Below are 23,647 nucleotides of genomic sequence, written 5' to 3' on the forward strand. Positions count from 1 at the left end.
TCCCTTGTCCTGGCCGCTATTCTCGTCAGCGCGCGGGGGCAGGCTGCGCCGCCGAGGCCTGCGGCGAGGGAATCTGCCTCCAGGGAACCGGCGTGCCCGTCGGACGGACGATAGCCTTGGACGGCGGGCAGCTCTCGGTCAGCATCTTCAGAGCAGATTGCAGGCCTTCGCTGCTCACCGGAAATGTCGAGACATTGCGACGCGCAACATTCAACAGGGAATCGCTCAGCTCGGCAGACGGCATCAAGGACAGCGTTTTCACCTGGCTTGCATTCAGGAACACACCCCAAGTCTCGCGATCGCCGGACCGCCGCGGCGGCGAGAGGAAATTGAGCCGCAGATCTCCGCTCGTCATCGCCAGCGGAGCCGGCGGCGGGCCGGCCGGCGCGATGCGCTCGACGTCGAGCTCGAAGCGGTCCTGATCGAAGCAGACCATCTGCAAGCGCGTGGTCTGGAACGTGCTCTCACCCTCCTTGCGTGCGAGAATGGTCTTGTAGGCAATCCCACGGCTGGCGGTCTCGAACATCCAGGGGCTTTCGACCCGCTGCCGCCGGTCGAGCGCGAAGCGCGCAATCTCCTCCCGCGTCAGGATGCGCATGCTCTCGAACGGGACAGACCGCGCCACCGTGAGCAGAGCGGGATCCGCGCCGAGCCTGGTGATGTAGTCGAGCACCATCTTGTCGGCCCGCGCCATCGCCTGCTGCATTGCCTGCGCCCGCATCTCGCGGGTCGGGACGCCGCCGGTGAAGTTCAGGATGACGCGCGGCGAATGCACCGCGAGCGTCGCATCCGCTGCGATCTCGCGCGTGGGCGCGCCGAGCAGCAGGTAGGGACAGGCCGAATTACAGATCGCCCCTCGGGTCCAGACCTCGCCGTGCAGTTCGCGCCCGGACAGCTTCAGCTTGGTGCAAGCGTCGCCCTCCTGAGGCTCGAAGCCGCACTCGCGCAAGGTGGTGCGTCCCACCCGCACGGCGGCCTTGCGCTCGCGCAGCATGTCGCCGATGGCGAGCGCCTGCTGCAGATTGCCGCCTGGCGAATTGAAGTAGATCGGCAATCGGCGCTCCCCGATCTGCTTCATGAACTTGCGAAACCGCGCGGCGGCGCTGCCGTCGATCTTGCCTTCGGCGGCGATCCAGCTGTCACAGCCATGTCCGCAGACATCCGAGGAGCCCTTGACGAGCGCGAATGCGATCGGCGTGGAGCCGTCTGCGATCCGCGGCGGCGACGCCCGGCGCACAGCCGGCTTGGACTCCGTGGCGGGCCTGACCGGGGTGGCCGGCCTCGCCTGTGCCGCAGGCTTTGGCTGGGCCGCCGGCCTCGTCATCGTCGGAGCGGCCGCGAGCGGCGACAGGCTCGACAGCACGCACATGATCAGCGCGGCCCCGACATGCGCGCCACCCCGCCGAAAAAGAGAGAGCGGCGCCTCCCCTGCAGACTCCATCGCCAAACGCGTCCCCACGCCCCGAACACTTGAAGTTGTATCATACCGGCCCGCGGCGGCAATCACCGCATCGCCCCGTCGGCCGCAATTGGCCGGTTTTCCCCTCCCTCCCCGGGTTGCAGCCTCCGAATCCCCTGCTATACCCCTTGCTCCCGCTTACCTGCGCTCGTTCGCAGGAGTGAGCTCAAGGAGAGACCCATGCCTGATTCCAAATCGCCCGACGCGAAATCCGCCGCCGACCAGTCCAAGCCCGGCTTCCAATACAGCCTCAGCAACCTGAAGCCCGCCGCCCCGGTCGAGAAGATCACCATCAGCTTCCCCGACGGCGCCCGCCGCGAATATCCCAGAGGCACCACCGGCTTCGACATCGCCAAGGGCATCTCGCCCTCGCTCGCCAAGCGCACCGTCGCGATGGCGCTGAATGGCGACCTCGTCGACCTCATCGATCCCATCACCGAGGACGCCAAGCTCGAGCTCGTCGACCGCGACGACCCGCGCGCGCTGGAGCTGATCCGGCACGACTGCGCGCACGTGCTTGCGGAAGCCGTGCAGGCGCTGTGGCCCGGCACCCAGGTCACGATCGGCCCCGTGATCGAGAACGGCTTCTATTACGATTTCTTCCGCAACGAGCCGTTCACCCCCGAGGACTTCGCCGCGATCGAGAAGAAGATGCGCGAGATCATCGGCCGCGACAAACCCTTCACCAAGGAGGTGTGGGACCGCGAAAAGACCAAGCAGGTGTTCCGCGACAAGGGCGAGGCGTTCAAGGTCGAGCTGGTCGATGCCATTCCCGGCAGCGAGCCGATCAAGATCTACTACCAGGGCGACTGGTTCGACCTGTGCCGCGGCCCGCACATGACCTCGACCGGGAAGATCGGCAACGCCTTCAAGCTGATGAAGGTGGCGGGCGCCTATTGGCGCGGCGATTCCAACAATCCCATGCTGACCCGCATCTACGGCACCGCCTTCGCCAAGCAGGAGCAGCTCGACGCCTATCTGAAGCAGATCGAGGAGGCCGAGAAGCGCGACCACCGCAAGCTCGGCCGCGAGCTCGACCTGTTCCACTTCCAGGAGGAAGGCCCGGGCGTCGTGTTCTGGCATCCGAAAGGCTGGAGCATCTTCCAGGCGCTGATCGCCTACATGCGCCGGCGCCTCGCCGGCGAGTATGACGAGGTGAACGCGCCGCAGATCCTCGACAAGTCGCTGTGGGAGACCTCGGGCCACTGGAACTGGTATCGCGAGAACATGTTCGCGGCGCAGTCCGCCGGCGACGAGGCCGAGGACAAGCGCTGGTTCGCGCTGAAGCCGATGAACTGCCCGGGTCACGTGCAGATCTTCAAGCATGGCCTGAAGAGCTACCGCGACCTGCCGTTGCGGCTCGCGGAGTTCGGCGTCGTGCATCGCTACGAGGCTTCCGGCGCCATGCACGGCCTGATGCGCGTGCGCGGCTTCACCCAGGACGACGCGCACATCTTCTGCACGGAAGATCAGCTCGCCGAGGAGTGCCTGAAGATCAACGACCTCATCCTGTCGACCTACTCGGATTTCGGCTTCGAAGGCGAGCTGACGGTCAAGCTGTCGACCCGGCCGGACAAGCGCGTCGGCACCGACGAGATGTGGGATCACGCCGAGCGCGTGATGGCCACCGTGCTCAACGAGATCAAGGCGCAGAGCAACCACATCAAGACCGAGATCAATCCGGGCGAAGGCGCGTTCTACGGGCCGAAGTTCGAATACGTGCTGCGCGACGCCATCGGCCGCGACTGGCAGTGCGGCACCACGCAGGTCGACTTCAACCTGCCGGAGCGGTTCGGCGCGTTCTACATCGACGCCGACGGCGCCAAGAAGGCGCCGGTGATGGTACACCGCGCGATCTGCGGCTCGATGGAGCGCTACATCGGCATCCTGATCGAGCACTACGCCGGCAGCTTCCCGTTGTGGCTGGCGCCGACCCAGGTCGTCGTCACCACCATCACCTCGGAGGGCGACGAATATGCCAAGCAGGTGCTGGCGGCGCTGCGGCGGGCGGGACTGCGGGCCGAGATCGATCTGCGCAACGAGAAGATCAACTACAAGGTCCGCGAGCATTCGCTGCAGAAGATCCCGGCTTTGCTCGTCGTCGGCAAGAAGGAGGCCGAGACGCATTCGGTCTCGGTCCGCCGGCTCGGCCGCGACGGCCAGACCGTGATGCCGACGGCGGACGCCATCGCGGCGCTGGTCGACGAGGCGACGCCGCCCGACGTGCGGCGCCGCCAGCGCGAGGCGGCCTGAGGTCAGCCTATCCCCGCATAAGCGGGCCGACACGCGGGAACGGTATTCCCGCATGTCGCTTGCGCTCATCCGATCAACACATTCCCTCGCCGTCATTGCGAGCGCAGCGAAGCAATCCAATGTCTTTCCACAGGGACAGTCTGGATTGCTTCGCTGCGCTCGCAATGACGCGGGGATAGATCTTGCGCCCGCATGGGCCGGCTGTCGCGAGCGGCTACGCTGACAGAGTGACAACGACATCAGCGGAATCTCTATCTTTGCCCGCCGCCTGCAGCGCTACCTCGGCGCATTCGGCCATGTAGAGAAACATCGTCGCGAGCATCCGCTCGATCGCCTCGCGGCCGCGCAGCAGGATGGTGATGGCGTCGGTGCCGCGGGCGAGCAGGCCCTTCTCTTCCGCATCGCGCAGCAGTGTCAGCACATGCTTGCGCGACACCGAGAAGCGCGTCGCCAGGGCGTTGATGGAGAGCGGCACGGGTTCATCCGGCGGGAACGGCTGCTCGGGCCCTGCGCCCTGGGCCAGGCTGAACAGGATCACCATGCCGGCTGTGCGCTCGGCAAACGGCTCCAGCTCGGGCGCGCCGTCGAGCACGCGCAGGCCGGCGATGAAGCGGCGGCCGAGCTCGAGCACGAAGGTCTTCACAAAGGCCGGATCGTTCAGCGCCGTCCGATAGACCACGGCGGCCGGAAGTACCGCGCTCATCGCGTCGAACTGCACGCCCCAGCGCTCCTGATGCAGCGCGATCAGCTTGTCGGTCGGCACCAGCGGACGCCGGCGACGGTCGAGATTGGCGGCGGACGCGACCAGCCCGGCCGCGCGCATCAGCGCCAGCATCGCCTCGCAGCGGCCGCCACTGCACAGATCGAGTCTGGCGCACATCTCCTTCATGGCGCCGACGGTCAGGCCGAGCTCGCCGTCGCGCTGCTCGGCGAAATGCAGGTACAGCGCGACATGCGGAAACAGCGCCCTCGCCCGATCGCTCAGCAACGCATTGAGGATGCGGTCGCCACGGTAGAGCCGGACCGCGGCTGCGGTCGAGGCTCGCATCGCCGCGGCGAAGCCGGGCGCGCCGCGCAGCCGCAGTACGGCATCAGGTGAAGGTGTCAGCGCTGTCATTCCCACTGCAAGGCTGGTGCCCGGCCGGCCGCGAGCTGCGGTCGCCAGCGTCATCTTTTTACCGATCCACCCCAACTTCCACAATTGCCGGCGCCAGGCCGGGCTGCGGACCGATGGCCGCAGCCCGTACGACCGGCGCCGCCGCACCAGGCGAAAGATGGCCGGCTTCACGTCACGGCTGCACGCCGGCTCGAGCAAAGGGTCCGCCTGCGGCCGCGGCAGCACGCGGTAGAACCGATCAAAACGCCGTGCCGTGATCTCGTTGCGGGCGGGGGCGCATGCTATCTGTCGCGGATGCAACCAACGAGACCTGACGACGTGACCGACGCGATTGAACTCCTGAAGACCCGCCGCTCCGTAAAGCCGCGCGAGATGAGCGGTCCCGGCCCCTCGCCCGCCGAGCTCGACACCATCCTGACCATCGGCGCCCGCGTGCCGGACCATGGCAAGCTCGCGCCGTGGCGCTTCATCGTGTTCGAGGGCGACGGCCGGCGCCGCGCCGGCGAAGTCATTGCATCCGCCTTCGCCAGGAAGAACCCGCAGGCGACCGCTGCCGAGCTGGAGGTGGAGAAGAACCGCTTCATGGAAGCGCCGCTTGTGATCGGTCTCGTCAGCTTCACCCGGCCGCATCCCAAGGTGCCGGCCTATGAGCAGGAGCTGTCGGCCGGCGCCAGCGCGATGAACATCCTGACCGCGGCCACCGCGCTCGGCTATGGCGGCTGCTGGCTGTCCGGCTGGTTCATGTTCGACCGCGACGTGATGGACGGGCTCGGCCTGAAGCCGGAGGAGAAGCTCGCAGGTCTCATTCACATCGGCAAGCCGACCAAGCCGAGCGAGGACCGCCCGCGCCCGGCGCTGGCGGACATCGTGACGCGGTTCTGAGCGCGACAATCTCCGCTGTCGTCCCTGCGAACGCATGCGAACGCAGGGACCCATAACCACCGGCGGCAGTCGCGACACAAGCTCGTTCGACACCATCCGTCACCACATCTTCCTGGGGTTATGGATCCCGGATCGGCGCGCGCCTACGGCGCGCTTGTCCGGGACGACGGTTGAGGGTGTGGCGGCCGTCATCCCATCACGCCGCCTTGGACGATCGCCCACCGAACTGCGCCAATAGCCCCGCGATCTCCGAGGCCGGCTTGGCGGCGCTGAACAGATAGCCCTGGACCTGGTTGCAGCCTTCGGCGCGCAGCCAGTCGAGCTGATCCGATGTCTCGACGCCCTCGGCGGTGGTGATGATGTTGAGACTCCTGCCGAGGCCGGAGATGGCGCGGACGATGGCGAGGCAGTCGGAGCGCTGCGCGAGGTCCTTCACGAAGGAGCGGTCGATCTTGATCTTATCGAACGGGAAGCTGCGGAGATAGCTGAGGCTGGAATAGCCGGTGCCGAAATCGTCCATCGAGATGCGGATGCCGAGCTGGCGCAGCTGATGCAGCGTCGCCAGATTGGCCTCGGTCTCCGCCAGCAGGATCGACTCGGTAATCTCGAGCTCGAGCCGCTCCGGCGCCAGCGCCGACTGTGCCAGCGCCTGCACCACGACCTGCACCAGATTGCGGCTGCGGAACTGCACCGCCGACAGGTTCACCGCCACCTTGATGCCATCGGGCCATCGCGCCGCCTCGTGACAGGCCTCGCGCAGCACCCATTCGCCGAGCGGCACGATCAGTCCAATGTCTTCGGCCACGGGGATGAAGTCGGCCGGTGAGATCATGCCCTTGTCGGGATGGCGCCAGCGCAGCAGGCATTCGAAGCCGGAGATCGCGCCGGTCGCGACGTCGACCAGCGGCTGGTAGTGCAGCTCGAATTCGCCCTGCGCGAAGGCGCGGCGCAAATCGTGCTCCATGTCGCGGCGCTTCTGCGCCTGGCGGTCCATCTCCTTTTCGAAGAACCGATGCACGCGGCCGCCGTCCTGCTTGGCGCGGTACAGCGCCATGTCGGCGTTCTTCATCAGTTCCTCGCAGCTCGCGCCGTCGCCCGGCGACAGCGCGATGCCGATGGAGGCACCGATCACGAGCTCATTGCCGTCGATGTCATAGGGAGCGCTGAGCGCCGCGATCAGACGCGCGGCGCTCTCGCTGGCGTCATCGGCGCCGCCCTGACGGATGATCACCGCGAACTCGTCACCGCCGAGCCGCGCCGCCAGCTTGCCGCCATGCATCTGCTGCGTCAGGCGGCCCGCGACCGCCTGCAGCAGCCGGTCGCCCATCGGATGGCCGAAGGAATCGTTGACGGTCTTGAACAGGTCGAGGTCGATGCACATCACCGCGATGCGCCTGTCCGCCGACAAGGCGCCGTCGAGCTCCTGCGTGAGGCGCTGCTGGAAGAATTCGCGGTTCGGCAGGCCGGTCAGCCCGTCATGGTGCGCCATGTAGGCGATGCGCGCCTCGGCGCGGCGGCGCTCGGTGATGTCGACGATCGCGACCAGCACGCCGTCGCGGCCATCGAAGCTGATCTCGCGGCCATAGGTCAGCACCTCGATCTCACTGCCATCAGCCTTGCGATGGCGCCAGTCGCGGTGAAACAGATCGCCGTCGGCGAGCCGCAACAGCGCGTCATCGAGGCTTTCCCATTCGCCCGGCGGCCAGAGATCCCAGACGTTCATGCACAGGAGATCGGCCCGGCCGTAGCCATAGTGCCCGACCATCGCGTCGTTGACGTTGAGGATCTGCGCGGTCTTGGCGTCGAGGATGCACATCGGCACCGGATTGGCGTCGAACAGCAGCCGGAACGAGGCCTCGCGCCGCTTCAGCGCGGTCACATCGGCAATGGTCAATGAGATGATGTCGCCGAAGGCGTGGGCGCCGAGCCTGAGACTGCGCGCTTCGCTGTCGAGCTCGAACTGGTCGCTTCGCCCGTGCGTGACCACGTCGAACAGCCGCGCCATCACCTCGGGCGTGCACAACATGTTGCCGCCCTGCTTCAGCCGATGCCATTGCAGCGTCGCCGACGGCAGCCTGAGCAGGTCAGCGGCCGCGCGATTGTGATGGACCACCTGGAAATCGCAGGGCATGCCGACGCTGTCGCGGATGGTCGCGAGCGAGACGACGCCGTCATCGGTCGTCGAGAAGATCGCGTCGAGCAGATTGTACTGCGTGGCACGCTCGTTGACGTAGGTCCCGACCAGCGTGCTGCCCCACCGCGAATTGGTCGGCAACGCCAGGACATCATAGCTGCGGACCATGCCGTCGCGCACGCAATGCGCATGGGCGAGATAGGGCTGGCCGCTGACGAGCGCGCAATTGGCGGCCTCCACCAGCACGGTGGCACAATCCGGCGACACGGCCTCCACCGCGACGTCCCAGCGTTCGTCCTGCAGCCATTGCTGGACGTAGCGACCGCTGCGCGAAATCTGCAGGCCGCCGTCGTCGTTGTTGAGCACCGCGATGTGATCGGCGAGCCGGCCGAGGCTGCCCAGCATCACGTCCTCGTAGCGCGGCAGGCGCTGCCCTGGCCTCAATGCGGCCTGCCATTTGCGCCTGAGTACCGGGATGTCGTCAAAGAGATCGCTGCTGATCGTTGTCAACGCCTTGGTCGTCGCGGCACTCATCATTCCCACTCGATCGCCCACCCTGTCGGTCCCGGCGGTATCTGAAGCAGACGCGGCTTTAACGAGCTGTAAATGCATTGGCTTCGCGCATGGCGCGCAGCGATTGTGACAGTTTTAAGTGGTTCCATGGTTATCGCGCATTAGCGACTGTGACAGCGTCGCTTCACGTTCATCGCCGCTGTCCCAACGAGAGGGAGATACGGCACGGATGCGGATGTGACTGCGCGATCTCGCGACACGATCTGCCCGAGTTTTGCTGATCGAACCGCCCTCTTCAAACAGAGGGCGCAGGGAGAGCCGGACCTCGACTGAGGCCCGTGGCCCGCCTGCGAAAAAAATGCAGGCGGCAGGTACCACAGGTCAGCCGGAAACCCGGCCCTCCCTGCGCGATGGCTTTAACGGCTGCTTCGCGTTCTCCCTGGTGCGCCGGGCTTTCTGGCCACCATCCCCACGCAAGGCGAAGCCTCAACGTGAGTTGATATCAGCGTCGGGATATCAGGACCGCGCGACTTGACCGTGCGCAGCGGATCGTTCGTCGGCGCGAGCAACCCCGCGCTGCAATCCACCACGCCCACCGCTCCCCGCCTCGCGTCTCGTGACGACCGCGATACGCCCCTCATCTCGAGGCGGAATGCGCGGAAAGATCGACCTGATTTGCCCGACGACGCAAGGACAAATAACTGCGACAAAGTAACCCGACGGGCAAAATAATGAGTTCGGTTGGCAGAAAGCCGTAGGGTGGGCAAAGGCGCTGCCGTGACCTCTCCACGCATACGATCGCAGTTGACGCCGTGCCCACCATCTTCCTGTTGCGTGCGCGGATCGACGGTGGGCACGCTGCCGCCTACGGCGGCTGCTTTGCCCACCCTACGGCTCATGCGACAAAGTAACTCGACGGGCAGACGTCGCGAGTTTAGCGAGTCGTGTCGCGCACCACTGCTTCGACGATCACCGCCGTCGTCCCGGCCTTGAGCGGGGACCCATAGCCACCGGCCGCGGCGAGGCGGGCCGCTGACAGCTACGTCCCCGATAGCATCCGCGGTATGGGTCCCGGCGTTCGCCGGGACGACACCATTGGTGGAACGCGATCCTGCAAAAACTCTGCGCTCGCATCACTCCTGCTCCAGACGAATGCCTGCGTCGCTGAGCGCCTCCATGAGCCGCTCGATGTCCTCGGATGCGACGGTGTTGCCTGGACAGATCTCATTCAGCTCGTCGAACGTGATCCATCCCTTACGCTCACCGATCGCGATGGCATGGCGGATGATGTCGGATATCTGCATGCGGCTCTCCCCGGAGATGGGTTCTCATCAATAGCGGGGAGAGTCGGTTTGCCCCTGCAGGCTTTCGCGCGTCCTACCGCGCCAGCACCTCGACCTCGCCGTCGACGCCGTTGACGACGCTGAAGGAGCGCTCGAACACCTTGCCTTCGTTCTTGGCGATGGCGCGGTAGTCGCCTTCGGACAGCACGACCTTGGGAAAGGCGCCGATCGATTCCTTGATCACGTCGCCGCCGGGGTTGATGACCGACCAGGCGGTGTTGGCGAGCGCCTCGCCGCCCTTGTCGGAGACGAGCTTCAAGGTGATGACCGCGGCACGGTGCGTCACCGTGACGTCGGTGAGCTTGCCGGCCTGGACGCGGATGTCGGAGCGCACCACCGAGTTCGCGTCGCCATAGTTGGAGACGATGTAATAGGTGCCCTCCGGCAGCATCAGCATGTCGCCGGCGGCGACGTTCGGCACCAGCGGCGCCCGCTCGCGGCCGTCGAACTGGCTGCCCTTGTAGATGGCGAACGAGATCTGGTTCTGCGGGATCTTGCTGGTGCCGACCCTGCCCTCGAGGCGCAGGCCCCCGGCCGGCAGCACGAACGATTCGCGATCGGTCTCGGTCTTCAGGTTCACCGACCTGACCGCGCTGACGAGGCCGAGCGCGACATGCACGACATAGGTGCCGGGCGGCAGCACGATGTTCGGCGTCGGGCCGCGATCCTCGCGCAGCATCTTGAAGGCGCCGGATTCGTCCGGCCGGTCGGCGAACACGCGCCAGACCAGACCGCCATTGATGTTCGGCAGGTCCTTGCCGAACCGCGCCGACAGCGACAGCACGCCCTGATTGGGAAGCGCGGCAGGCGGAGCGGCCACCGGCGGGATCGCGGCCGGCGCGCCGGGGGGGATCGCGGCGACCGGGGGTCCCGGCAGCGCCTGCGGGGCCGGCGGCGGAATGGGCCCGGCGGCGGGGCCGGAGGGGGGCGCCAGGCTGACCGCCGCGCCGGGATCGGGCACCGAGGCCGGCGGAACCGGCGGTGGCCGGTCGCCGAACAGTTGCGCCGCGGCCGGCGACATCACGAAACCGGTCAGCGGGCACGACAAGGCGAGCACAAGCCATAGCCGCCCGCTGCGCCGGAATCTGGTGAACCCGCGACCTGTCGTCATCGTCCTGCTTTTGACCGAAAACGCGGCAAATTCAAGCCTGTACTCAACCGTCCCTGAGGAACCGCGCGAACGTCGCGCGACCTGGTCGCATTCTCCGGCGCCTCAGCGCCCGCGGCGCGCAGTCTGCCCGGCGGAGCGTTCAAATCAGCGGCATCCGGCACTCCCGTCGACCCGGCATAAAGGATGCTTCTGGTAGGCTGGTGCTAGGCTGTCATGCGTCATGAGTCCGTTGCCGACTCGTTGCACACAGTATGCGTAGGCGTGGAGATCTCGGTGCTGGATATTCTGAAAGGACGCCGTGCGAGCGGAACCGAAGGTTCCGATGTCGGTCTCGGGACGATCCGCAAGCCGGTGATCGGGCTGGCGCTGGGTGGCGGCGCGGCGCGCGGCTTTGCCCATATCGGCGTCATCCGGACCCTGATGGCCCACGGCATCGTGCCCGACGTCGTGGTCGGCACCTCGATCGGCGCCGTGGTCGGCGGCGCCTATGCGGCCGGCCAGCTCGATACCCTGGAGGAATGGGCGCGCAGCCTGCAGATGCGCAACATCCTCGGCTATCTCGACATCCGCCTCAATGGCTCCGGCCTGATCGGCGGCGAGAAGCTCGCCGCGCAGCTCGAAGCCTCGCTCGGCCGCATCACGATCGAGGAGCTGCCGATGAAGGTCGCGACGGTGGCAACCGAGATTCGCACAGGGCACGAGATCTGGCTGACCCATGGCAGCCTGGTCGATGCGATGCGCGCCTCCTATGCCCTGCCCGGCATCTTCGCGCCGGTCCTGATCGGCGACCGCTGGCTGGTCGACGGCGCGATGGTCAATCCGGTGCCGGTGTCGGCGGCGCGGGCGCTCGGCGCCGAGATCGTGATCGCCGCCAACCTGTCCAGCGACGTGTTCACGCATTCGACAACGATCTACGCGCATGGCCAGCCGGTCCAGGTGCCGGAGACGGTGATGGAAAGCACGCCGCCGAAGCGGCGCTTCCGCAGGCTGTTCTCGCCGGAGCGCGCGGTGAAACGGCAGTTCTTCGGCGAAGGCGGCCGGCCGGGCATCTCGTCGGTGATGGTCGACGCCTTCAACATCATGCAGGACCGCATCACCCGTGCGCGCCTCGCCGGCGATCCGCCGGACCTGCTGATCTCGCCGCGCGTCGGCCAGATCGGCTGGTTCGACTTCCATCGCGCGGCCGACCTCATCGCGTTCGGCACAAGGGCGGCCGAACGTGCGCTGGATTCAATCCAGGAGGCGATCGGCGCAGTCACGCCGACCGGCGGCGGAGCGACTACGCCGTCTTGATATACTGGCGGAGCGCTTCCTGCTCGGTCTCGTATTCCTGGACGCGCCACTTCACGACGTCGCCGATCGAGATCAGGCCGACCACGCCGCCCCCCTCGATCACCGGCAGATGGCGGAACTTGCCGTTGGTCATCATCTCCATGATCGAGGCGACCGTATCCGCCGGCTTGCAGCTCACCACCCGCCGCGTCATCACGTTCGACACCGGCTCGGTCAGCGCCGCGGCGCCGCGCTCGCCGAGCGCGCGGACGATGTCGCGTTCCGAGAGGATGCCCTCCATCCGGCTGCCCGACATCACCAGCACCGCGCCGATCTTGCGCTCGGCGAGCCGCTTGGCAGCCTCGGCGAGTGTGGTCTGGGACTCGACGCTCTCGACCTGGTGGCCCTTGATGTCGAGGATCGCACGTACTGTCATTGCTCGTCTCCTTGAAAGGCCGGTGCGCCTTCTTGAACGAGGCGTCGTTGCGGCCGATGCTTCCAGCGATCGTCAGTCAAGCGAGTCTTCAATCAACAGTCTGGCAGCGCAACCGATCCAACGCATCCGGCCCGACCGCGTCTGATCCAACGCAGCGGATCGCGTTGTGGTTGCAACGCCCTTCGCAGGCCTGCCGCATGGCACAAAAGGGCCTGCTTTCGTTCGCCCGGAATCGTGTCCCGGTTGTGGTGGACGCAAATGATGAATGAAATCACCCGCGCTCGCAAGCGCAGGATCGCGGCAACTAATGGTCGGCCGCGTCGGACGGCAACGCAGGCGCAGCATCGCCACGCACATGCGGGATGGGATCGAACAGCGCAAACAGGATCAGTCCGGCGATGAAGCCGCCGATATGCGCCTGCCAGGCGACGTCGGCGCCCTCGGCGCCGGGCGTGATGCCGCCGATGCCGAACACGATGTTGACGCCGAACCACACCGCCAGAAAGCCGAGGACCCGCGGATTGCGCAGCGCACGCGTCAGCGACAGCGCCGGCACCCTGGCCGCCGCATCGGCATCGCCACGGGTGAACGACAGGAAGCTGCCGCTCACGAAGGCGAAGCGCATGGCCGCCGCCATGGTGCCGGACACCGAGGCCGAGGCACCGATCATCGGCGCCAGCGCATGCTCATGGGTGAGCAGATGCGCCAGTGCACCGGCCGCCGCCGTCACCGCCAGGAACAGATAGAACCTGAGCGCTCCGAAGCGGCGCGCGAGCGCGCTGCCGAACGGCAGCAGCCACAGCACGTTGAAGCCGATATGCGCCAGATTGGCGTGCAGCAGCGAGTAGCTGAAAAAGGTCCAGATCTTGGCCGGCGTGCCGCCGGGAAACGCCCCGTCCATCAGGGTCTGGTCGTATCGTTTCGGGACAAAGGCGAACAGGTCGATGATCCCTGCGTTCCACTCGTCCGGCAGCAGCACGCGCAGATGGATCACCGCGATCAGCAGGATGTAGGCGGTCAGTGCGCCCGGCAGATTGAGGATCGGCTCCCGCGCCTGCTGGAGCGGCGGATCCTGCGTGAGGTCTGACGAGGAGGAATCCAACGGAACGCACGCCTTCGACGAGAGGAACAGATCCGTCAGATAGGCGGCTTTGGCCGGCCTGCGCAAGCGCACGGCGGCAGAGTTGATGTGTGGGGCGGAGGCAGCGGAGGCGAAAGGGCGACGGATCCGCCAAAAGAACGAGGGAGGGTCCTGAGAAGACCCTCCCTCCGAGACTTGCCGGCCTTTGCCGCGTCCGGAGCGCCCGGGGTTGTTGTCCCCACCCCGCCCCGTCGCGACGACCAGACTTGTTTGACGCCGCCTGCGTGTACCTCACCGTATCGCGGCGGACCTTGCACCGTCCGGCCGCGATCTGATGAACGCATTGTTAACGATCGCCGGGACGCCGCCAAGCTCATCGTTAATTTAACCTTAACGCGCGGAAGGCCGGGGCAAAGCCGGCACGATCGCACCATCGGCATGGACGCTGCACCACCCCTCCTGCGAAAATCAACCAGGGAGGCGCCTGGACGAAAGCGGGACAGCAATGTCCCCCGTGACGTCGAGGGCGCGAGGGGTTACCGAGATGAAACATCCGTCCAATCGCGAGCTCTTCGCCTATTGGAACGACAGGCGCGGCCATGCCAAGGCGCCGGAGCGCTGCGACTTCGAGCCGTCGGCCGTGCGCGAGCTGCTGGGCGACATCTTCGTCCTGTCCTGCGATGCCGACAGCGGCTTTCCGTTCCGCATGGCCGGCACGCGGCTGTGCGCCCTGCTCGGCGGCGACGTCAAGGACCGGAGCTTTCCGGCGCAGTTCGCGCCGGCCAGCCGCCGCGAGATCGAGGAGATCACGGCGGTGGTCTGCGAAGAGTCGCTGCCGGCGATCGCCGGCGTGACGGCGCAGGCGCCGGATCGCACGACCGCGCATTTCGAGCTGCTGCTGCTGCCGTTCGCGACCCGCGCGCATGAACCGATCAGCCTGACCGGCCTGCTCGCCCCGTTCGAGACGCCAAGGGGCGCGCTCGGCCCGCTGGAGATGGTGTCATGGCGCTACATCCATCTGCCGGTCGAGCCGATCGTGCCGCGCGCGCTGCGCAAGCTCGCGCTCGCCCGCGGCCTGATGGTGTATGAGGGACTGCGCTGACTTCCTGCAGATCCGTGTCCCGTAAGCCTCGTCGGGGCCCCAGCTCTCTCCCCGTCATTGCGAGCGCATCATCCGGACAAGGCCCGGAATGACGGAGAGAGCCGTCATCAGCGGCAATGCTCGTCTTGCGCGAACAAGATGAACGCCTGCGGTGCTGCGATAACGCTGAATTAACCGTGCAGGACTTAGTTTCAACACTGGATCATCCGGCACGCTAAGAGCCGGCTTTGAGTGGCGAAACATGGCGTTGCCGAACAAAAAACTCTCTCTTCCGGCCGCCGAGGAGCGCCGCCGTTTCCAGCGGGTCAAGGTCCACCTGCTCGGCCGCTACATGCTGCCCGACCGGCGCGAGTTTCCCTGCCAGGTGATCAACATGTCGCCGGGCGGGCTGGCACTGCTCGCACCCGGCATCGGCAATGTCGGCGACCGCGTGATCGCCTATCTCGACCATATCGGCCGCGTCGAGGGCAAGATCACCCGCATCATCGACAACGGCTTCGCGATGACGATCGGCGCCACCGCGCGCAAGCGCGACAAGCTCGCCGCGCAGCTGACCTGGCTCGCCAACCGCGACATCCTCAACCTGCCGGAGGATCGCCGCCACGACCGTATCATTCCGCGCAACCCGATCGCGGTGCTGACGCTCGAGGACGGCACCAAGATGACCTGCCGCATCATCGACATGTCGCTGTCGGGCGCGGCGATTGCGGCGGAGACCAGGCCGCCGCTGAAATCGCAGGTCATGCTCGGCCGCGTCCAGGCGCGCGTGGTGCGAAATCTCGAAGGCGGCTTCGCGATCGAGTTCATGCACGCCCAGCTCGCCGAAACGCTCGAAGACAGCGTTACCGCGCGGTAAAGCCGCAAGCCTCTGAAATCCCGCAACTTCACGGAGCACACGGCGTCCGCCACCACGGGCGCCGTGTGGCGTTCGGCCATCGCACAGGCAGTCCAGCGCAGTTAATGGTTGGCGGGAAAAGCGCACGGGACCCTGCAACGGCAGCGGTTCCCGGCTTAATGCAGCGCATTCGATTCAACCGCGAATGATTCAAATTTTAGCTAGATTCGATTCAAGTGAAAGTCGAATAAGCCCTTTGTTTTACTTGGATTTGCGTCAAATCCATCGTGGCGATTTAGCGGCAGCGAAAAATCTTTGTGAGACAGATGGTCCCAACGAAAACGGGGGCCAAAATGGTCAAGCGGACGGGACAGGCAACAGGGTGGGCGGTCGCAGCCTTCCTGATGGCGATGGGCGGGGTGGCGCATGCCGGTGATGACCGGGTGCTCTATGCGAGCCTGGGCGACACCGCGCGGGCGCCGATCGGCTGGGTCGAGTTCTGCACCGAGACCCCCGAGGAATGCCGCGGCGGCGCGTCGCAGCCCCGCGACATCGTGCTGTCCCAGACCGCGTGGCGCGATCTGCTAAAGGTCAATCGCTGGGTCAACGAGAACGTCAAGCCGATCACCGACATGGACCATTGGGGCGTGGTCGAGAAATGGTCGCTGCCGACGGATGGCTACGGCGACTGCGAGGATTACGTGCTGCTGAAGCGCAAGCTGCTGATCGATGCCGGCTGGCCCCGCGAGGCGCTGCTGATCACGGTAGTGCGCGACAAGAAGGGTGAAGGACATGCCGTCCTCACCGTGAAGACCGACAAGGGCGAGTACGTGCTCGACAATCAGAACGAGAACGTCGTCGCCTGGACCGAAACCGGCTACCGCTTCGTCAAGCGGCAGTCGCAGAGCGACCCGAACGTGTGGGTCTCGCTCGGCGACGGTCGCCCGGCAGTGGCCACCGCCAGCGCCAGATAGCGCTGATCAGAGAGGCGAGACAGGAATTCGAGTTACGCGACCCGGTCACATCCCCACCCCTCCCCGTCCCAGACCGGTTCGCGCGCGGCCAGCTCTCCCCCAAGGGCTGGCCGCAACTTTTTTTGGCGGCGTCGCCCGGCCGACGATAGTTCATGAACGCGTGCGAGTACGGCACGAGACCGGGAAATCTCCCGTTCACCCTCCTGCCGCGTCGGCGGGCTTCCGAAATCTGGTGCCAGGTGCGTTCGGGGACGGCGCGAGTCCGTCTACGTCTATTGGGACGACAATCCAGGCCGACGGGCCATCTCAATGAGCACGACCAATCGACCAGTCCTCGGCAAAGGCTGCCGCCCGGATCTCCCGCGTCGGGCACGATCGACTGTCCCCGCGTATCTCTCCGCGATGCCGTCCTGAGAGCAGGCCGAGATGTAGGCGCCCCCGGTTTAGAGGCCAGCGGCGATCCCGACCGTCCCGGCTCCATCACTTGCCAGGAAGCGCGGAGGCTTCGGCCGGCAATGGACCATTGTTCAAGCAGGTCTGCGGCAGCCGGTCGAACGCGCGAACAAATTCCGACGAGAACCGCTTCGCGCTGTCAAATGACAGATGCACCTCGTCGACGAAGGTGAGATCGTCGCCGGTGTCCGCGTCGATATACATGGCTCCGATCGTCTCGGCGAGTTGGCTGGTCGGATCCGGCTTTGGCCAGATTTCGGTCGTCGGCATCGGGACCAGGACGACACAGTCGGCAGGCATGCCAATTCGCTTCAAGAAGGTGTTCGCCTCGATCGCCGCGAGCGGCACATTGACCTGAAAGTCCCGCAACCGATCCCGACGAACCCGCGGGCGCTGGCGATCCGCCATAAGCGAATCCCGCCAGAGAAAATAGCCATCCACTGACGATCTGAAGGCCGTCGGCGCAATTTCGCAGTCGATAAACCGAAATTTGCATAGGGCTGGCTGGGCCCACATCTCCCCCTTCTTGACCAGAGCCCGCCCGAGCTCCCATCGATCATGCATCGCGGCCAGAGCGGGCTCGCTCACACGGTCGTTGAAATAGGGGTCGACGCCAATCACCAGCACACGTGGACGCAGATGGTGCTTCACTGCAAGCGCAGAGAAGAACGCCTGCTGGTCCTCATAGCTGAATCCGAGATTGAACTGCCGTAAACCGCGTGCGGCAAAATACGACCGCACTTCGGCCGTGCTGAAAGCAAACATCGTGCGGCTCGATCCCGTGAAGACCACATCGGCTGCCTTCAGGTTGGCAAGCGCCCTGCGCTCGATCCCGAACCAAAACGCAGCATGCTCGAAGTCTCCAAACCGGCGCGCACTGCACGAGCTGATGAACTGATCACGCTCCGGCGCCGGCTTGCATCCGGCGATCGAGATACCCCTGCCGCTATATGCGATCGGAGCTGCCAGGCAGCCCGATAAGATGACCATGGCAATATAGATTAACAACCAAAGCTTGTGCCTCATCACGCACGCACGCGCCCCCCGGGCCGACCAGAACAACGGTTATAAAATACCACATGCGTTCGCCATCGCGCGCAATAAAATCGACCTCAGATCGAATTCTGAGTTTGAAGTTAGACGTCTTGCCGCCGGTCGCGGACGGTGAGAGGCACGGCATCGCTTCGCGTGAGGCCGTCTCGATGCGCAACTTTTTTTGGCCTTGCTTTGACGATATGTCGCCAGCGGGGCGCGGCACCGGCCGGCCAACCTTGTTTTCCCTCGACCGTCGGGTTTAGGTTGTCGGCATGATGATGATCCTGCGAAGCGCGACCTTGCTGGCCGCGGCCCTGACCCTGGCGAACTGCTGCATGTCCGGCACCGGCTGCTCGGGACCGCTGGCCTCGGCCGGCACACCTGCAGCCGCGCCGGCGATGGCCGCTACGCCCGCCGTGATTACCGCGCAGCCGACGAGCGCTGCGGCCGACTGGGACGGCCGTGTCGCCACCTCCGACGCCGACACCGAGATGGTGACGGAGCCGGACATCGGCACGCCGCGCAAAGGCGCCAAGCGCCGTGGCGACTCGCGGGTCGACGTGATGTCCGCGCAATCGAGCTCCGGTTATCGCGGCCGGATGAGCTGGGAGGAGGAACAGGCGGCCGACCTCGCCGACGAGGCCCGCCTCAAGCAGAAGCTCACGATCTGCCGGAACTGCAGCGCAACGCAGTAAGCATTTGTCCGTCCGCAGTTTTCGGCTGGTCGCGACCGCGACCTGGAACCGCTGCGACCGCGCGATTTCAGGCTTGCAGGCCTCGCTTTTGTCGGATTTCCTAATCAAACGTTGACGACTTGGTTCGTTCGCCAGATGCACGATTTGCGGGCTCGGCGGACAGCGTTCTCTGCTCGAGTTTTTCGCCTCTCCCAGTTTTCGGGAGGAGCATCCGAAGCTTTTTCAATTTGGGTGGTTTCGTGATGAATCCGGTGACGCGCGACACCAGACGCTACCCCGAGAAGCTCAGCCCGAGCCCCGTCAAGGGCGCCCAGCCGATCGCGCTCGCCGCCGCGACGCTCGTGGTGCTGGTCGCGGGCATCGGCGGCATCATGTTGTGGCGTGCCTATGGCGGCGCGCCGGAAGCCGAGCGCGGCGCGGTGACGCGGCAGTTGCAGGCGCGCACGGTGCAGGCATCCGAGCAATTGGTGGAGAAGACCAAGGGCCTGGAGGCCACCCAGCAGGAATCGATCGATCAGTTGCAGATGATGCAGGAGCAACTGCAGAGCATGCGCCGCCTGCTCGCGGCCCAGCAGGCCGACACCAAGCGGCTGTCGGACCAGGTCTCGACCCTGAAGGACTCCATCGATGGCCTGCGCCAGTCCTTCGCCAGCACGCAGAGCTCGGAGCAGGCCGCGCCTGCTCCACGCAACCGCAGCATCCGCGCCCGCGCCCATGCCAGCCGCAGCAGCCATCGGCATCGTCGCAACCGATCCTGAGACGCCCGGTTCTGACGCCTGCTCGTAGAATTCCTGCCGAATTTTCCCGGGACCCTGTGAAGTGCTTCACAGATTGAAACCGGGAGTCACGCCATCCTGCCTGCACCGGATGGCGAGCCAATTTCAGGATGGCACAGGGCCAATTTCAATATCCGGGGCTGGCAAGGTCGTTGGCGCCATACTGCGCCGACGGCCTTGTTCTTTGTGGGGGCGCGTTCGACCGCCCGAACGGGTCCGACGGCCGAGGCTCTCCGGCTGGTGACTTGCTTTTCCCAACCAAGTCTCGGCTCAATGCACCCGCAAGATGCAGAGGAGCCCCCATGTCCGCCGATCCAGCACTGACGTCCGATGTCATCGGGCTGACCAAAGTCGCCCCCTTCTCACGCCGCGGCTTCATGACCGCATCCGCTGCCGTGACGGCCGGCTACACGCTGGCTGCCGGCCCGGTGCGGGCCGAGGTCATTACCACCGACACCAATGGGCTGAATGCCGGAGATGCGAAGATCAAGGTCGGCGACCGCGACATGCCGGCCTATTTCGCGCGCCCCGCCAGCGCCAGCAATCCGCCCGTCGTGCTGGTCGCGATGGAGATCTTCGGCCTGCATCAGTACATCAAGGACGTGACGCGTCGTCTCGCCAAGCTCGGCGCGCTCGCCGTGGCGCCGGACTACTACTTCCGCAGCGGGACCGACCTCACCAAGATCACCGAGATCAAGGACCTGCTGCCGATCGTGAATGCCAAGCCCGACGCGGAGCTGCTGTCGGACCTCGACGCCACCGTGGCCTGGGCCAAGTCGCAGGGCGGCGACACCTCGCGTCTCGGCATCGTCGGCTTCTGCCGCGGCGGCCGCACGGTGTGGGAATATGCGGCGCATAGTTCGGCGCTGAAGGCGGGCGTGGCGTTCTACGGCCCGCTGATCGACCCGCCCAATCCCGCCTGGCCGAAGAGCCCGACGCAGCTTGCGCCGGAGATGAAGGCGCCCGTGCTCGGCCTCTACGGCGAAGCCGACACCGGCATTCCCGTCGCCAGCGTCGAGGCCATGAAGGCCGCGCTCGCCGCCAACAAGAAGACCGCTGAGTTCAAGATCTATCCCGGCGCGCCGCATGGCTTCCACGCCGATTATCGCCCCAGCTATCGCAAGGACGCCGCCGAGGACGGCTGGGCGCAGATGCAGGCGTGGTTCAAGAAATATGGCGTGCTGAGCTGACAGCCGCGGCCCGGGGCGAGCGAACACGGAAGACTGCCCCGCGAGACTTCCCGCAAGTCGCTGGCCGGCTGTCGCTTGCGCTCGGGCGCCGGACCGGCGGCTGTTAGCGCGGCCGACGATCGTCGCGACGAATCTTCGCCAGCTGCCTGCCGCCCTGCTCGAGCTCCCAGGCCATCCAGACCAGCGCAGCGCCCAGGCTGACGACGACGCCCATGAAGACAAACGTGAGTTCAGGGGATGTGAGTGTGTTCATCATGCCTGGATCCCATGCAAGCGTTGCGCCAGCTACTTCTCCGTCGCCGCTCCGCCGATCGGAGCGGCAACAAATGGTCACGAGATGTCGTTAAGGCGAAGTGACCGGATCGGCCGGCCGCCTCGCCCAAACTTCATTCACACACTTCGACGTTGCGATAGCGCCAGCCGTGCGCTGTCCGCACACGCTTGCGCGCGACGTAGCAGCCGCCGAGATCCTCGTAGGTGTACGGGTAGTAGTAGGGATAGCCTCCGTATCCGTAGTAGCCGGGATAGCCAAAACCGAAGCCGAATCCGAGTCCGAAACCCGGGCCAAAGCCATGATGGCCGAAGCCATGATGGAAACCGCCCGGCCCGTGCGCCGACGCCATGCCCGGCATCATTGCCGCCGCAATCACGGCACCCGCCAACAATCCCATCAATCTCTTGCGCATCGATCCGTCTCCAAATTCAAGCGGCATGAGAGCGTCAGTGTACTCGGTGCTCCCAGCCGGAAGTCTCTAAGCCGGATTTGGAACGGCGCGCGGGCAAACCCGCTCACATCTGCGCGATCTCGATGTCGTTGCGTGACGTCTGGAGCGGCGGGCAACATTCAGCAACCGCGACAGATGCTCTTCACCTTCCGGTCGACCGCGTTGTTCTCCTGCTGAATCTGCACATCGGTCGCATCACCGGTACGGTTCGGGCCTGTTGCTGCGGTCCCTCCGTCTCCTCCATGACCCATGCCGGTCGTGACAGCGGAATTACTCGCCCCCGCCCCGCTCGCGCCGGAGCCGGACGATTGCGCCGTGCCCAGGCTGTTAGTCCCGTTGGCACCTGCCGCGCCCGGTTGCGATGACTGTGAGGGATTGCTGCCGCTTCCGGCGGTCCCGGTCGTGCCGGTGCCGGCGGCTCCCGCGCTCGGCGCGCCGCCGCCGCTCACTCCACCGCCAGCGCCGCCCGCACCGCCGCCACCGCCTTGCGCGAACACCGCAGTGCCCGTGCCGAGGCCTGCAATCACGATCAAAGTGCTCAATGAAAACCTGGCCATGGGACCGTCTCCCTTTACACTTCAACCCGACCGGACGGACCGCGTTCCGGAACGAATGTTGATCGGAGAGGATTGATGGGGCGAGGAGAGCAAGGAGCCGTGCGCAAGCTGATCGCCTTTGACGAGGACACGTTCGACAAGCTCAAGCAGCTGGGCCGCGATCAGATGCTGAGTCTGCAGGACCTCGCCGACGAGGCGTTCATGGACCTGTTGGAAAAGCACGGCGTACCGGCGGATCTGAAGGACGCGCTGCGCAAGAGCGCTGCGGAGGATGGCGATGGCGCAGGCAAGCCTGCGCGCAAACGGAAGAACGAGCCGGACGACAAGTCCAGAAACCAGTCGAAGCCCAAACCGAAACAGAGGAGCAGGACATCAGCATGAGCACCGACCCCGATCCGTTTGAACAGGGCGAGCGCGCCGCGCGCGAGAACATTCCGGCCGAGGCCAATCCCTATCAGGACGGCAGCGAACAGCATGCGCTGTGGGCGAGCGGCCACGAACGTGTCGCCAGCGCAGCGGAGGCAGGCGAATCCGAAGGGACGTGAGGAATCTCCGACAGCTCCATCGGCCGTGATGTCAGCCGATCTTCTTCAGACCCTTGGTGTAGCGCGGTCCCTTGGCGACATAGGCCTTGGCCGCGATGCCCATGCGCTCGACCTGCGCCGGCTCCAGCGTGCGAACGACACGCGCGGGCGCACCGATGATCAGCGCGTATTCCGGAAAATCCTTGCCCTCGGTGATGATGGCGCCGGCGCCGACGACGCTGCCGCGGCGGATGTGCGCGCCGTTCATGATGATCGAGCCCATGCCGATCAGGGCGTCATCCTCGACCGTGCAGCCGTGCAGAATGACGTTGTGGCCGACGGTGACGTTGCGGCCGACGCGCAGCGGAAAGCCGGGATCGACGTGACAGGTGGCATTGTCCTGGATGTTGGAGCTCTCGCCGATCTCGATCCAGTCATTGTCGCCGCGGATCACCGCGCCGAACCAGACCGTGACCTCCTTGGCGAGCTTCACCCGACCGATCACGGTGGCATTGTCGGCAATGTAGTAGTTGCCGTCCGCCGGCAGCTCGGGCGCCTGCCCGTCGAGTTCGTAGATGGCCATCGAGGTCTCCCGTTCGCAGGCGACCTTGGCACAGGCTCCGGAGCGATTTCAAGCAAACGCCGCGGCGGCGCCCGGCACGGGAACTAGGCCAGCACGCCCGCGGCGCGCAGCGTCATCACCACGAAGGTGCCGCACATCATGCTCCAGAAGCCGGCGATCACGGTCGCCAGCATCACGAACTCGAAGCGACGGCGCTCGATGCGGGCACCGCGCAGCGTGTTGCGCATGATGATGAAAGGCGCGGCGAACACCAGGAATGGCACCGCGGCGAACCGCCGGGGCGTGACGCCCTCCTGCAGCAGCTCGAAGCCCGGCGGACGTTCGGCATAGGCCTGGTAGCCGCTCGCCAAGGCGCCGGCCAAGGCGAAACCGATGAGGAGCGAGAACAGGGAATTGAACGCCTCTGCCGACATCGTACGCACTCACACACTTGCAAAACTGCCCGATGCTGGTTTGGCAAAAAGCGACCGCACCCGCCACATTATCCTTAAGGAAGGGTTAATGGCGGCCGCGGCCGGTGCGCGGCTCCCTGCAGGTAAGTTTCTGCAGAATGCCGCATCGCCGTGGCATAGTCGGCGCTGATTCGGTCCTTGAGAT

The 23,647-nt window shown here is 65.8% G+C and carries 24 protein-coding genes; 11 read left to right on the forward strand and 13 right to left on the reverse strand.

Going from position 1 to position 23,647, the window contains the following annotated elements:
- Positions 1-25: 25 nt before the first annotated feature.
- Positions 26-1,441: a hypothetical protein gene (locus tag QW845_RS07945; RefSeq protein WP_409997879.1), complete on the reverse strand. Its 1,416-nt coding sequence runs from the start codon at positions 1,439-1,441 to the stop codon at positions 26-28.
- Between the two features lie 198 nt (positions 1,442-1,639).
- On the opposite strand from QW845_RS07945, the gene thrS reads away from it, so the two are divergent.
- Positions 1,640-3,712, forward strand: a complete 2,073-nt coding sequence (thrS, locus tag QW845_RS07950; protein WP_409997880.1) for a threonine--tRNA ligase — start codon at positions 1,640-1,642, stop codon at positions 3,710-3,712.
- A gap of 214 nt (positions 3,713-3,926) precedes the next feature.
- Here thrS and QW845_RS07955 read toward each other — a convergent pair whose 3' ends face one another.
- Positions 3,927-4,883, reverse strand: coding sequence for a hypothetical protein (locus tag QW845_RS07955; protein WP_409997881.1), 957 nt, complete (start codon positions 4,881-4,883; stop codon positions 3,927-3,929).
- A gap of 264 nt (positions 4,884-5,147) precedes the next feature.
- Here QW845_RS07955 and QW845_RS07960 point away from each other — a divergent pair, with 264 nt between their 5' ends.
- Positions 5,148-5,711 (forward strand): nitroreductase, encoded by a 564-nt coding sequence (locus tag QW845_RS07960; RefSeq protein WP_315801054.1) that lies wholly within the window; start codon positions 5,148-5,150, stop codon positions 5,709-5,711.
- A 196-nt stretch (positions 5,712-5,907) separates the two neighbouring features.
- Here the strand turns inward: QW845_RS07960 and QW845_RS07965 are convergent, their stop codons facing one another.
- The 3 genes from QW845_RS07965 to QW845_RS07975 all read right to left on the reverse strand — a co-directional run bounded on the left by QW845_RS07965 (position 5,908) and on the right by QW845_RS07975 (position 10,812).
- Positions 5,908-8,379: a putative bifunctional diguanylate cyclase/phosphodiesterase gene (locus QW845_RS07965; protein ID WP_315801055.1), complete on the reverse strand. Its 2,472-nt coding sequence runs from the start codon at positions 8,377-8,379 to the stop codon at positions 5,908-5,910.
- 1,112 nt (positions 8,380-9,491) lie between these two features.
- Positions 9,492-9,662: an RNA polymerase sigma factor region1.1 domain-containing protein gene (locus tag QW845_RS07970; RefSeq protein WP_315801056.1), complete on the reverse strand. Its 171-nt coding sequence runs from the start codon at positions 9,660-9,662 to the stop codon at positions 9,492-9,494.
- Between the two features lie 73 nt (positions 9,663-9,735).
- A complete protein-coding gene (locus QW845_RS07975; protein WP_315801057.1) occupies positions 9,736-10,812 on the reverse strand; it encodes a hypothetical protein in 1,077 nt (358 codons plus the stop codon).
- Between the two features lie 273 nt (positions 10,813-11,085).
- Here QW845_RS07975 and QW845_RS07980 point away from each other — a divergent pair, with 273 nt between their 5' ends.
- A complete protein-coding gene (locus tag QW845_RS07980; protein ID WP_315801058.1) occupies positions 11,086-12,105 on the forward strand; it encodes a patatin-like phospholipase family protein in 1,020 nt (339 codons plus the stop codon).
- Here the strand turns inward: QW845_RS07980 and QW845_RS07985 are convergent.
- Positions 12,092-12,520 carry a CBS domain-containing protein gene (locus QW845_RS07985; RefSeq protein ID WP_315801059.1) on the reverse strand — a complete coding sequence of 143 codons (429 nt, stop codon included), beginning with the start codon at positions 12,518-12,520 and terminating at the stop codon, positions 12,092-12,094. The two genes, QW845_RS07980 and QW845_RS07985, sit on opposite strands and share 14 nt — an antisense overlap.
- A 304-nt stretch (positions 12,521-12,824) precedes the next feature.
- Positions 12,825-13,622: a rhomboid family intramembrane serine protease gene (locus QW845_RS07990; protein WP_315801060.1), complete on the reverse strand. Its 798-nt coding sequence runs from the start codon at positions 13,620-13,622 to the stop codon at positions 12,825-12,827.
- Positions 13,623-14,145: 523 nt separating this feature from the next.
- On the opposite strand from QW845_RS07990, the gene QW845_RS07995 reads away from it, so the two are divergent.
- The 3 genes from QW845_RS07995 to QW845_RS08005 all read left to right on the forward strand — a co-directional run bounded on the left by QW845_RS07995 (position 14,146) and on the right by QW845_RS08005 (position 16,512).
- Positions 14,146-14,703, forward strand: a complete 558-nt coding sequence (locus QW845_RS07995; RefSeq protein ID WP_315801061.1) for a PAS domain-containing protein — start codon at positions 14,146-14,148, stop codon at positions 14,701-14,703.
- 241 nt (positions 14,704-14,944) lie between these two features.
- Positions 14,945-15,559 carry a PilZ domain-containing protein gene (locus QW845_RS08000; protein ID WP_315801062.1) on the forward strand — a complete coding sequence of 205 codons (615 nt, stop codon included), beginning with the start codon at positions 14,945-14,947 and terminating at the stop codon, positions 15,557-15,559.
- A gap of 332 nt (positions 15,560-15,891) precedes the next feature.
- Complete coding sequence (locus tag QW845_RS08005) at positions 15,892-16,512, forward strand: transglutaminase-like cysteine peptidase (RefSeq protein ID WP_315801063.1); 621 nt, start codon at positions 15,892-15,894, stop codon at positions 16,510-16,512.
- Between the two features lie 480 nt (positions 16,513-16,992).
- Here QW845_RS08005 and QW845_RS08010 read toward each other — a convergent pair whose 3' ends face one another.
- On the reverse strand, positions 16,993-17,991 hold the full coding sequence (locus tag QW845_RS08010; protein WP_315801064.1) for a hypothetical protein: 999 nt from the start codon (positions 17,989-17,991) through the stop codon (positions 16,993-16,995).
- A gap of 281 nt (positions 17,992-18,272) precedes the next feature.
- Between QW845_RS08010 and QW845_RS08015 the strand changes: the two genes are divergently transcribed.
- From QW845_RS08015 to QW845_RS08025, 3 genes are all read left to right on the forward strand, one after another.
- Positions 18,273-18,695, forward strand: a complete 423-nt coding sequence (locus tag QW845_RS08015; protein ID WP_315801065.1) for a hypothetical protein — start codon at positions 18,273-18,275, stop codon at positions 18,693-18,695.
- Positions 18,696-18,937: 242 nt separating this feature from the next.
- A complete protein-coding gene (locus tag QW845_RS08020) occupies positions 18,938-19,453 on the forward strand; it encodes a hypothetical protein (protein WP_315801066.1) in 516 nt (171 codons plus the stop codon).
- Positions 19,454-19,848: 395 nt separating this feature from the next.
- The gene (locus tag QW845_RS08025) at positions 19,849-20,661 is read left to right on the forward strand and encodes a dienelactone hydrolase family protein (protein ID WP_409997891.1); all 813 of its coding nucleotides are present in this window, start codon (positions 19,849-19,851) and stop codon (positions 20,659-20,661) included.
- A 103-nt stretch (positions 20,662-20,764) separates the two neighbouring features.
- Here the strand turns inward: QW845_RS08025 and QW845_RS08030 are convergent, their stop codons facing one another.
- The 3 genes from QW845_RS08030 to QW845_RS08040 form a co-directional block, all read right to left on the reverse strand.
- Positions 20,765-20,917 carry a hypothetical protein gene (locus QW845_RS08030; protein WP_315801393.1) on the reverse strand — a complete coding sequence of 51 codons (153 nt, stop codon included), beginning with the start codon at positions 20,915-20,917 and terminating at the stop codon, positions 20,765-20,767.
- Positions 20,918-21,047: 130 nt separating this feature from the next.
- Positions 21,048-21,347, reverse strand: a complete 300-nt coding sequence (locus tag QW845_RS08035) for a hypothetical protein (protein ID WP_315801068.1) — start codon at positions 21,345-21,347, stop codon at positions 21,048-21,050.
- A gap of 158 nt (positions 21,348-21,505) precedes the next feature.
- Positions 21,506-21,943, reverse strand: a complete 438-nt coding sequence (locus tag QW845_RS08040) for a hypothetical protein (protein WP_315801069.1) — start codon at positions 21,941-21,943, stop codon at positions 21,506-21,508.
- Positions 21,944-22,018: 75 nt separating this feature from the next.
- Here QW845_RS08040 and QW845_RS08045 point away from each other — a divergent pair, with 75 nt between their 5' ends.
- Positions 22,019-22,324 (forward strand): hypothetical protein, encoded by a 306-nt coding sequence (locus QW845_RS08045; RefSeq protein WP_315801070.1) that lies wholly within the window; start codon positions 22,019-22,021, stop codon positions 22,322-22,324.
- The gene (locus QW845_RS08050) at positions 22,321-22,488 is read left to right on the forward strand and encodes a hypothetical protein (RefSeq protein WP_315801071.1); all 168 of its coding nucleotides are present in this window, start codon (positions 22,321-22,323) and stop codon (positions 22,486-22,488) included. Before QW845_RS08045 ends, QW845_RS08050 begins: the two co-directional genes overlap by 4 nt.
- 31 nt (positions 22,489-22,519) lie before the next feature.
- Here QW845_RS08050 and QW845_RS08055 read toward each other — a convergent pair whose 3' ends face one another.
- Together QW845_RS08055 and QW845_RS08060 are read right to left on the reverse strand one after the other, a co-directional pair.
- Entirely contained in the window at positions 22,520-23,050 is a 531-nt protein-coding gene (locus tag QW845_RS08055; protein WP_315801072.1) for a gamma carbonic anhydrase family protein, read from the reverse strand.
- 83 nt (positions 23,051-23,133) lie between these two features.
- Positions 23,134-23,463 (reverse strand): DUF6949 family protein, encoded by a 330-nt coding sequence (locus QW845_RS08060; RefSeq protein WP_009027540.1) that lies wholly within the window; start codon positions 23,461-23,463, stop codon positions 23,134-23,136.
- Between the last annotated feature and the right edge of the window lie 184 nt (positions 23,464-23,647).

The sequence above is a fragment of the Bradyrhizobium sp. SZCCHNS3002 genome (assembly GCF_032377435.1).
Classification (GTDB): Bacteria; Pseudomonadota; Alphaproteobacteria; order Rhizobiales; family Xanthobacteraceae; genus Bradyrhizobium.

What these genes read in the sequence shown, in the direction of transcription:
- QW845_RS07955 (WP_409997881.1), bottom strand. Translation starts at nt 4,883, where the DNA reads ATGACGCTGGCGACCGCAGCTCGCGGCCGGCCGGGCACCAGCCTTGCA.
- QW845_RS08030 (WP_315801393.1), bottom strand. Translation starts at nt 20,917, where the DNA reads ATGATGAACACACTCACATCCCCTGAACTCACGTTTGTCTTCATGGGC.
- QW845_RS07995 (WP_315801061.1), top strand. Translation starts at nt 14,146, where the DNA reads ATGAAACATCCGTCCAATCGCGAGCTCTTCGCCTATTGGAACGACAGG.
- QW845_RS07975 (WP_315801057.1), bottom strand. Translation starts at nt 10,812, where the DNA reads ATGACGACAGGTCGCGGGTTCACCAGATTCCGGCGCAGCGGGCGGCTA.
- QW845_RS07965 (WP_315801055.1), bottom strand. Translation starts at nt 8,379, where the DNA reads ATGAGTGCCGCGACGACCAAGGCGTTGACAACGATCAGCAGCGATCTC.
- QW845_RS08045 (WP_315801070.1), top strand. Translation starts at nt 22,019, where the DNA reads ATGGGGCGAGGAGAGCAAGGAGCCGTGCGCAAGCTGATCGCCTTTGAC.
- QW845_RS07945 (WP_409997879.1), bottom strand. Translation starts at nt 1,441, where the DNA reads ATGGAGTCTGCAGGGGAGGCGCCGCTCTCTCTTTTTCGGCGGGGTGGC.
- QW845_RS07970 (WP_315801056.1), bottom strand. Translation starts at nt 9,662, where the DNA reads ATGCAGATATCCGACATCATCCGCCATGCCATCGCGATCGGTGAGCGT.
- QW845_RS08035 (WP_315801068.1), bottom strand. Translation starts at nt 21,347, where the DNA reads ATGCGCAAGAGATTGATGGGATTGTTGGCGGGTGCCGTGATTGCGGCG.
- QW845_RS08025 (WP_409997891.1), top strand. Translation starts at nt 19,849, where the DNA reads ATGACCGCATCCGCTGCCGTGACGGCCGGCTACACGCTGGCTGCCGGC.
- QW845_RS08040 (WP_315801069.1), bottom strand. Translation starts at nt 21,943, where the DNA reads ATGGCCAGGTTTTCATTGAGCACTTTGATCGTGATTGCAGGCCTCGGC.
- QW845_RS08050 (WP_315801071.1), top strand. Translation starts at nt 22,321, where the DNA reads ATGAGCACCGACCCCGATCCGTTTGAACAGGGCGAGCGCGCCGCGCGC.
- QW845_RS08060 (WP_009027540.1), bottom strand. Translation starts at nt 23,463, where the DNA reads ATGTCGGCAGAGGCGTTCAATTCCCTGTTCTCGCTCCTCATCGGTTTC.
- QW845_RS08005 (WP_315801063.1), top strand. Translation starts at nt 15,892, where the DNA reads ATGGTCAAGCGGACGGGACAGGCAACAGGGTGGGCGGTCGCAGCCTTC.
- QW845_RS08010 (WP_315801064.1), bottom strand. Translation starts at nt 17,991, where the DNA reads ATGAGGCACAAGCTTTGGTTGTTAATCTATATTGCCATGGTCATCTTA.
- QW845_RS08055 (WP_315801072.1), bottom strand. Translation starts at nt 23,050, where the DNA reads ATGGCCATCTACGAACTCGACGGGCAGGCGCCCGAGCTGCCGGCGGAC.
- QW845_RS08020 (WP_315801066.1), top strand. Translation starts at nt 18,938, where the DNA reads ATGAATCCGGTGACGCGCGACACCAGACGCTACCCCGAGAAGCTCAGC.
- QW845_RS07985 (WP_315801059.1), bottom strand. Translation starts at nt 12,520, where the DNA reads ATGACAGTACGTGCGATCCTCGACATCAAGGGCCACCAGGTCGAGAGC.
- thrS (WP_409997880.1), top strand. Translation starts at nt 1,640, where the DNA reads ATGCCTGATTCCAAATCGCCCGACGCGAAATCCGCCGCCGACCAGTCC.
- QW845_RS08015 (WP_315801065.1), top strand. Translation starts at nt 18,273, where the DNA reads ATGATGATGATCCTGCGAAGCGCGACCTTGCTGGCCGCGGCCCTGACC.
- QW845_RS08000 (WP_315801062.1), top strand. Translation starts at nt 14,945, where the DNA reads ATGGCGTTGCCGAACAAAAAACTCTCTCTTCCGGCCGCCGAGGAGCGC.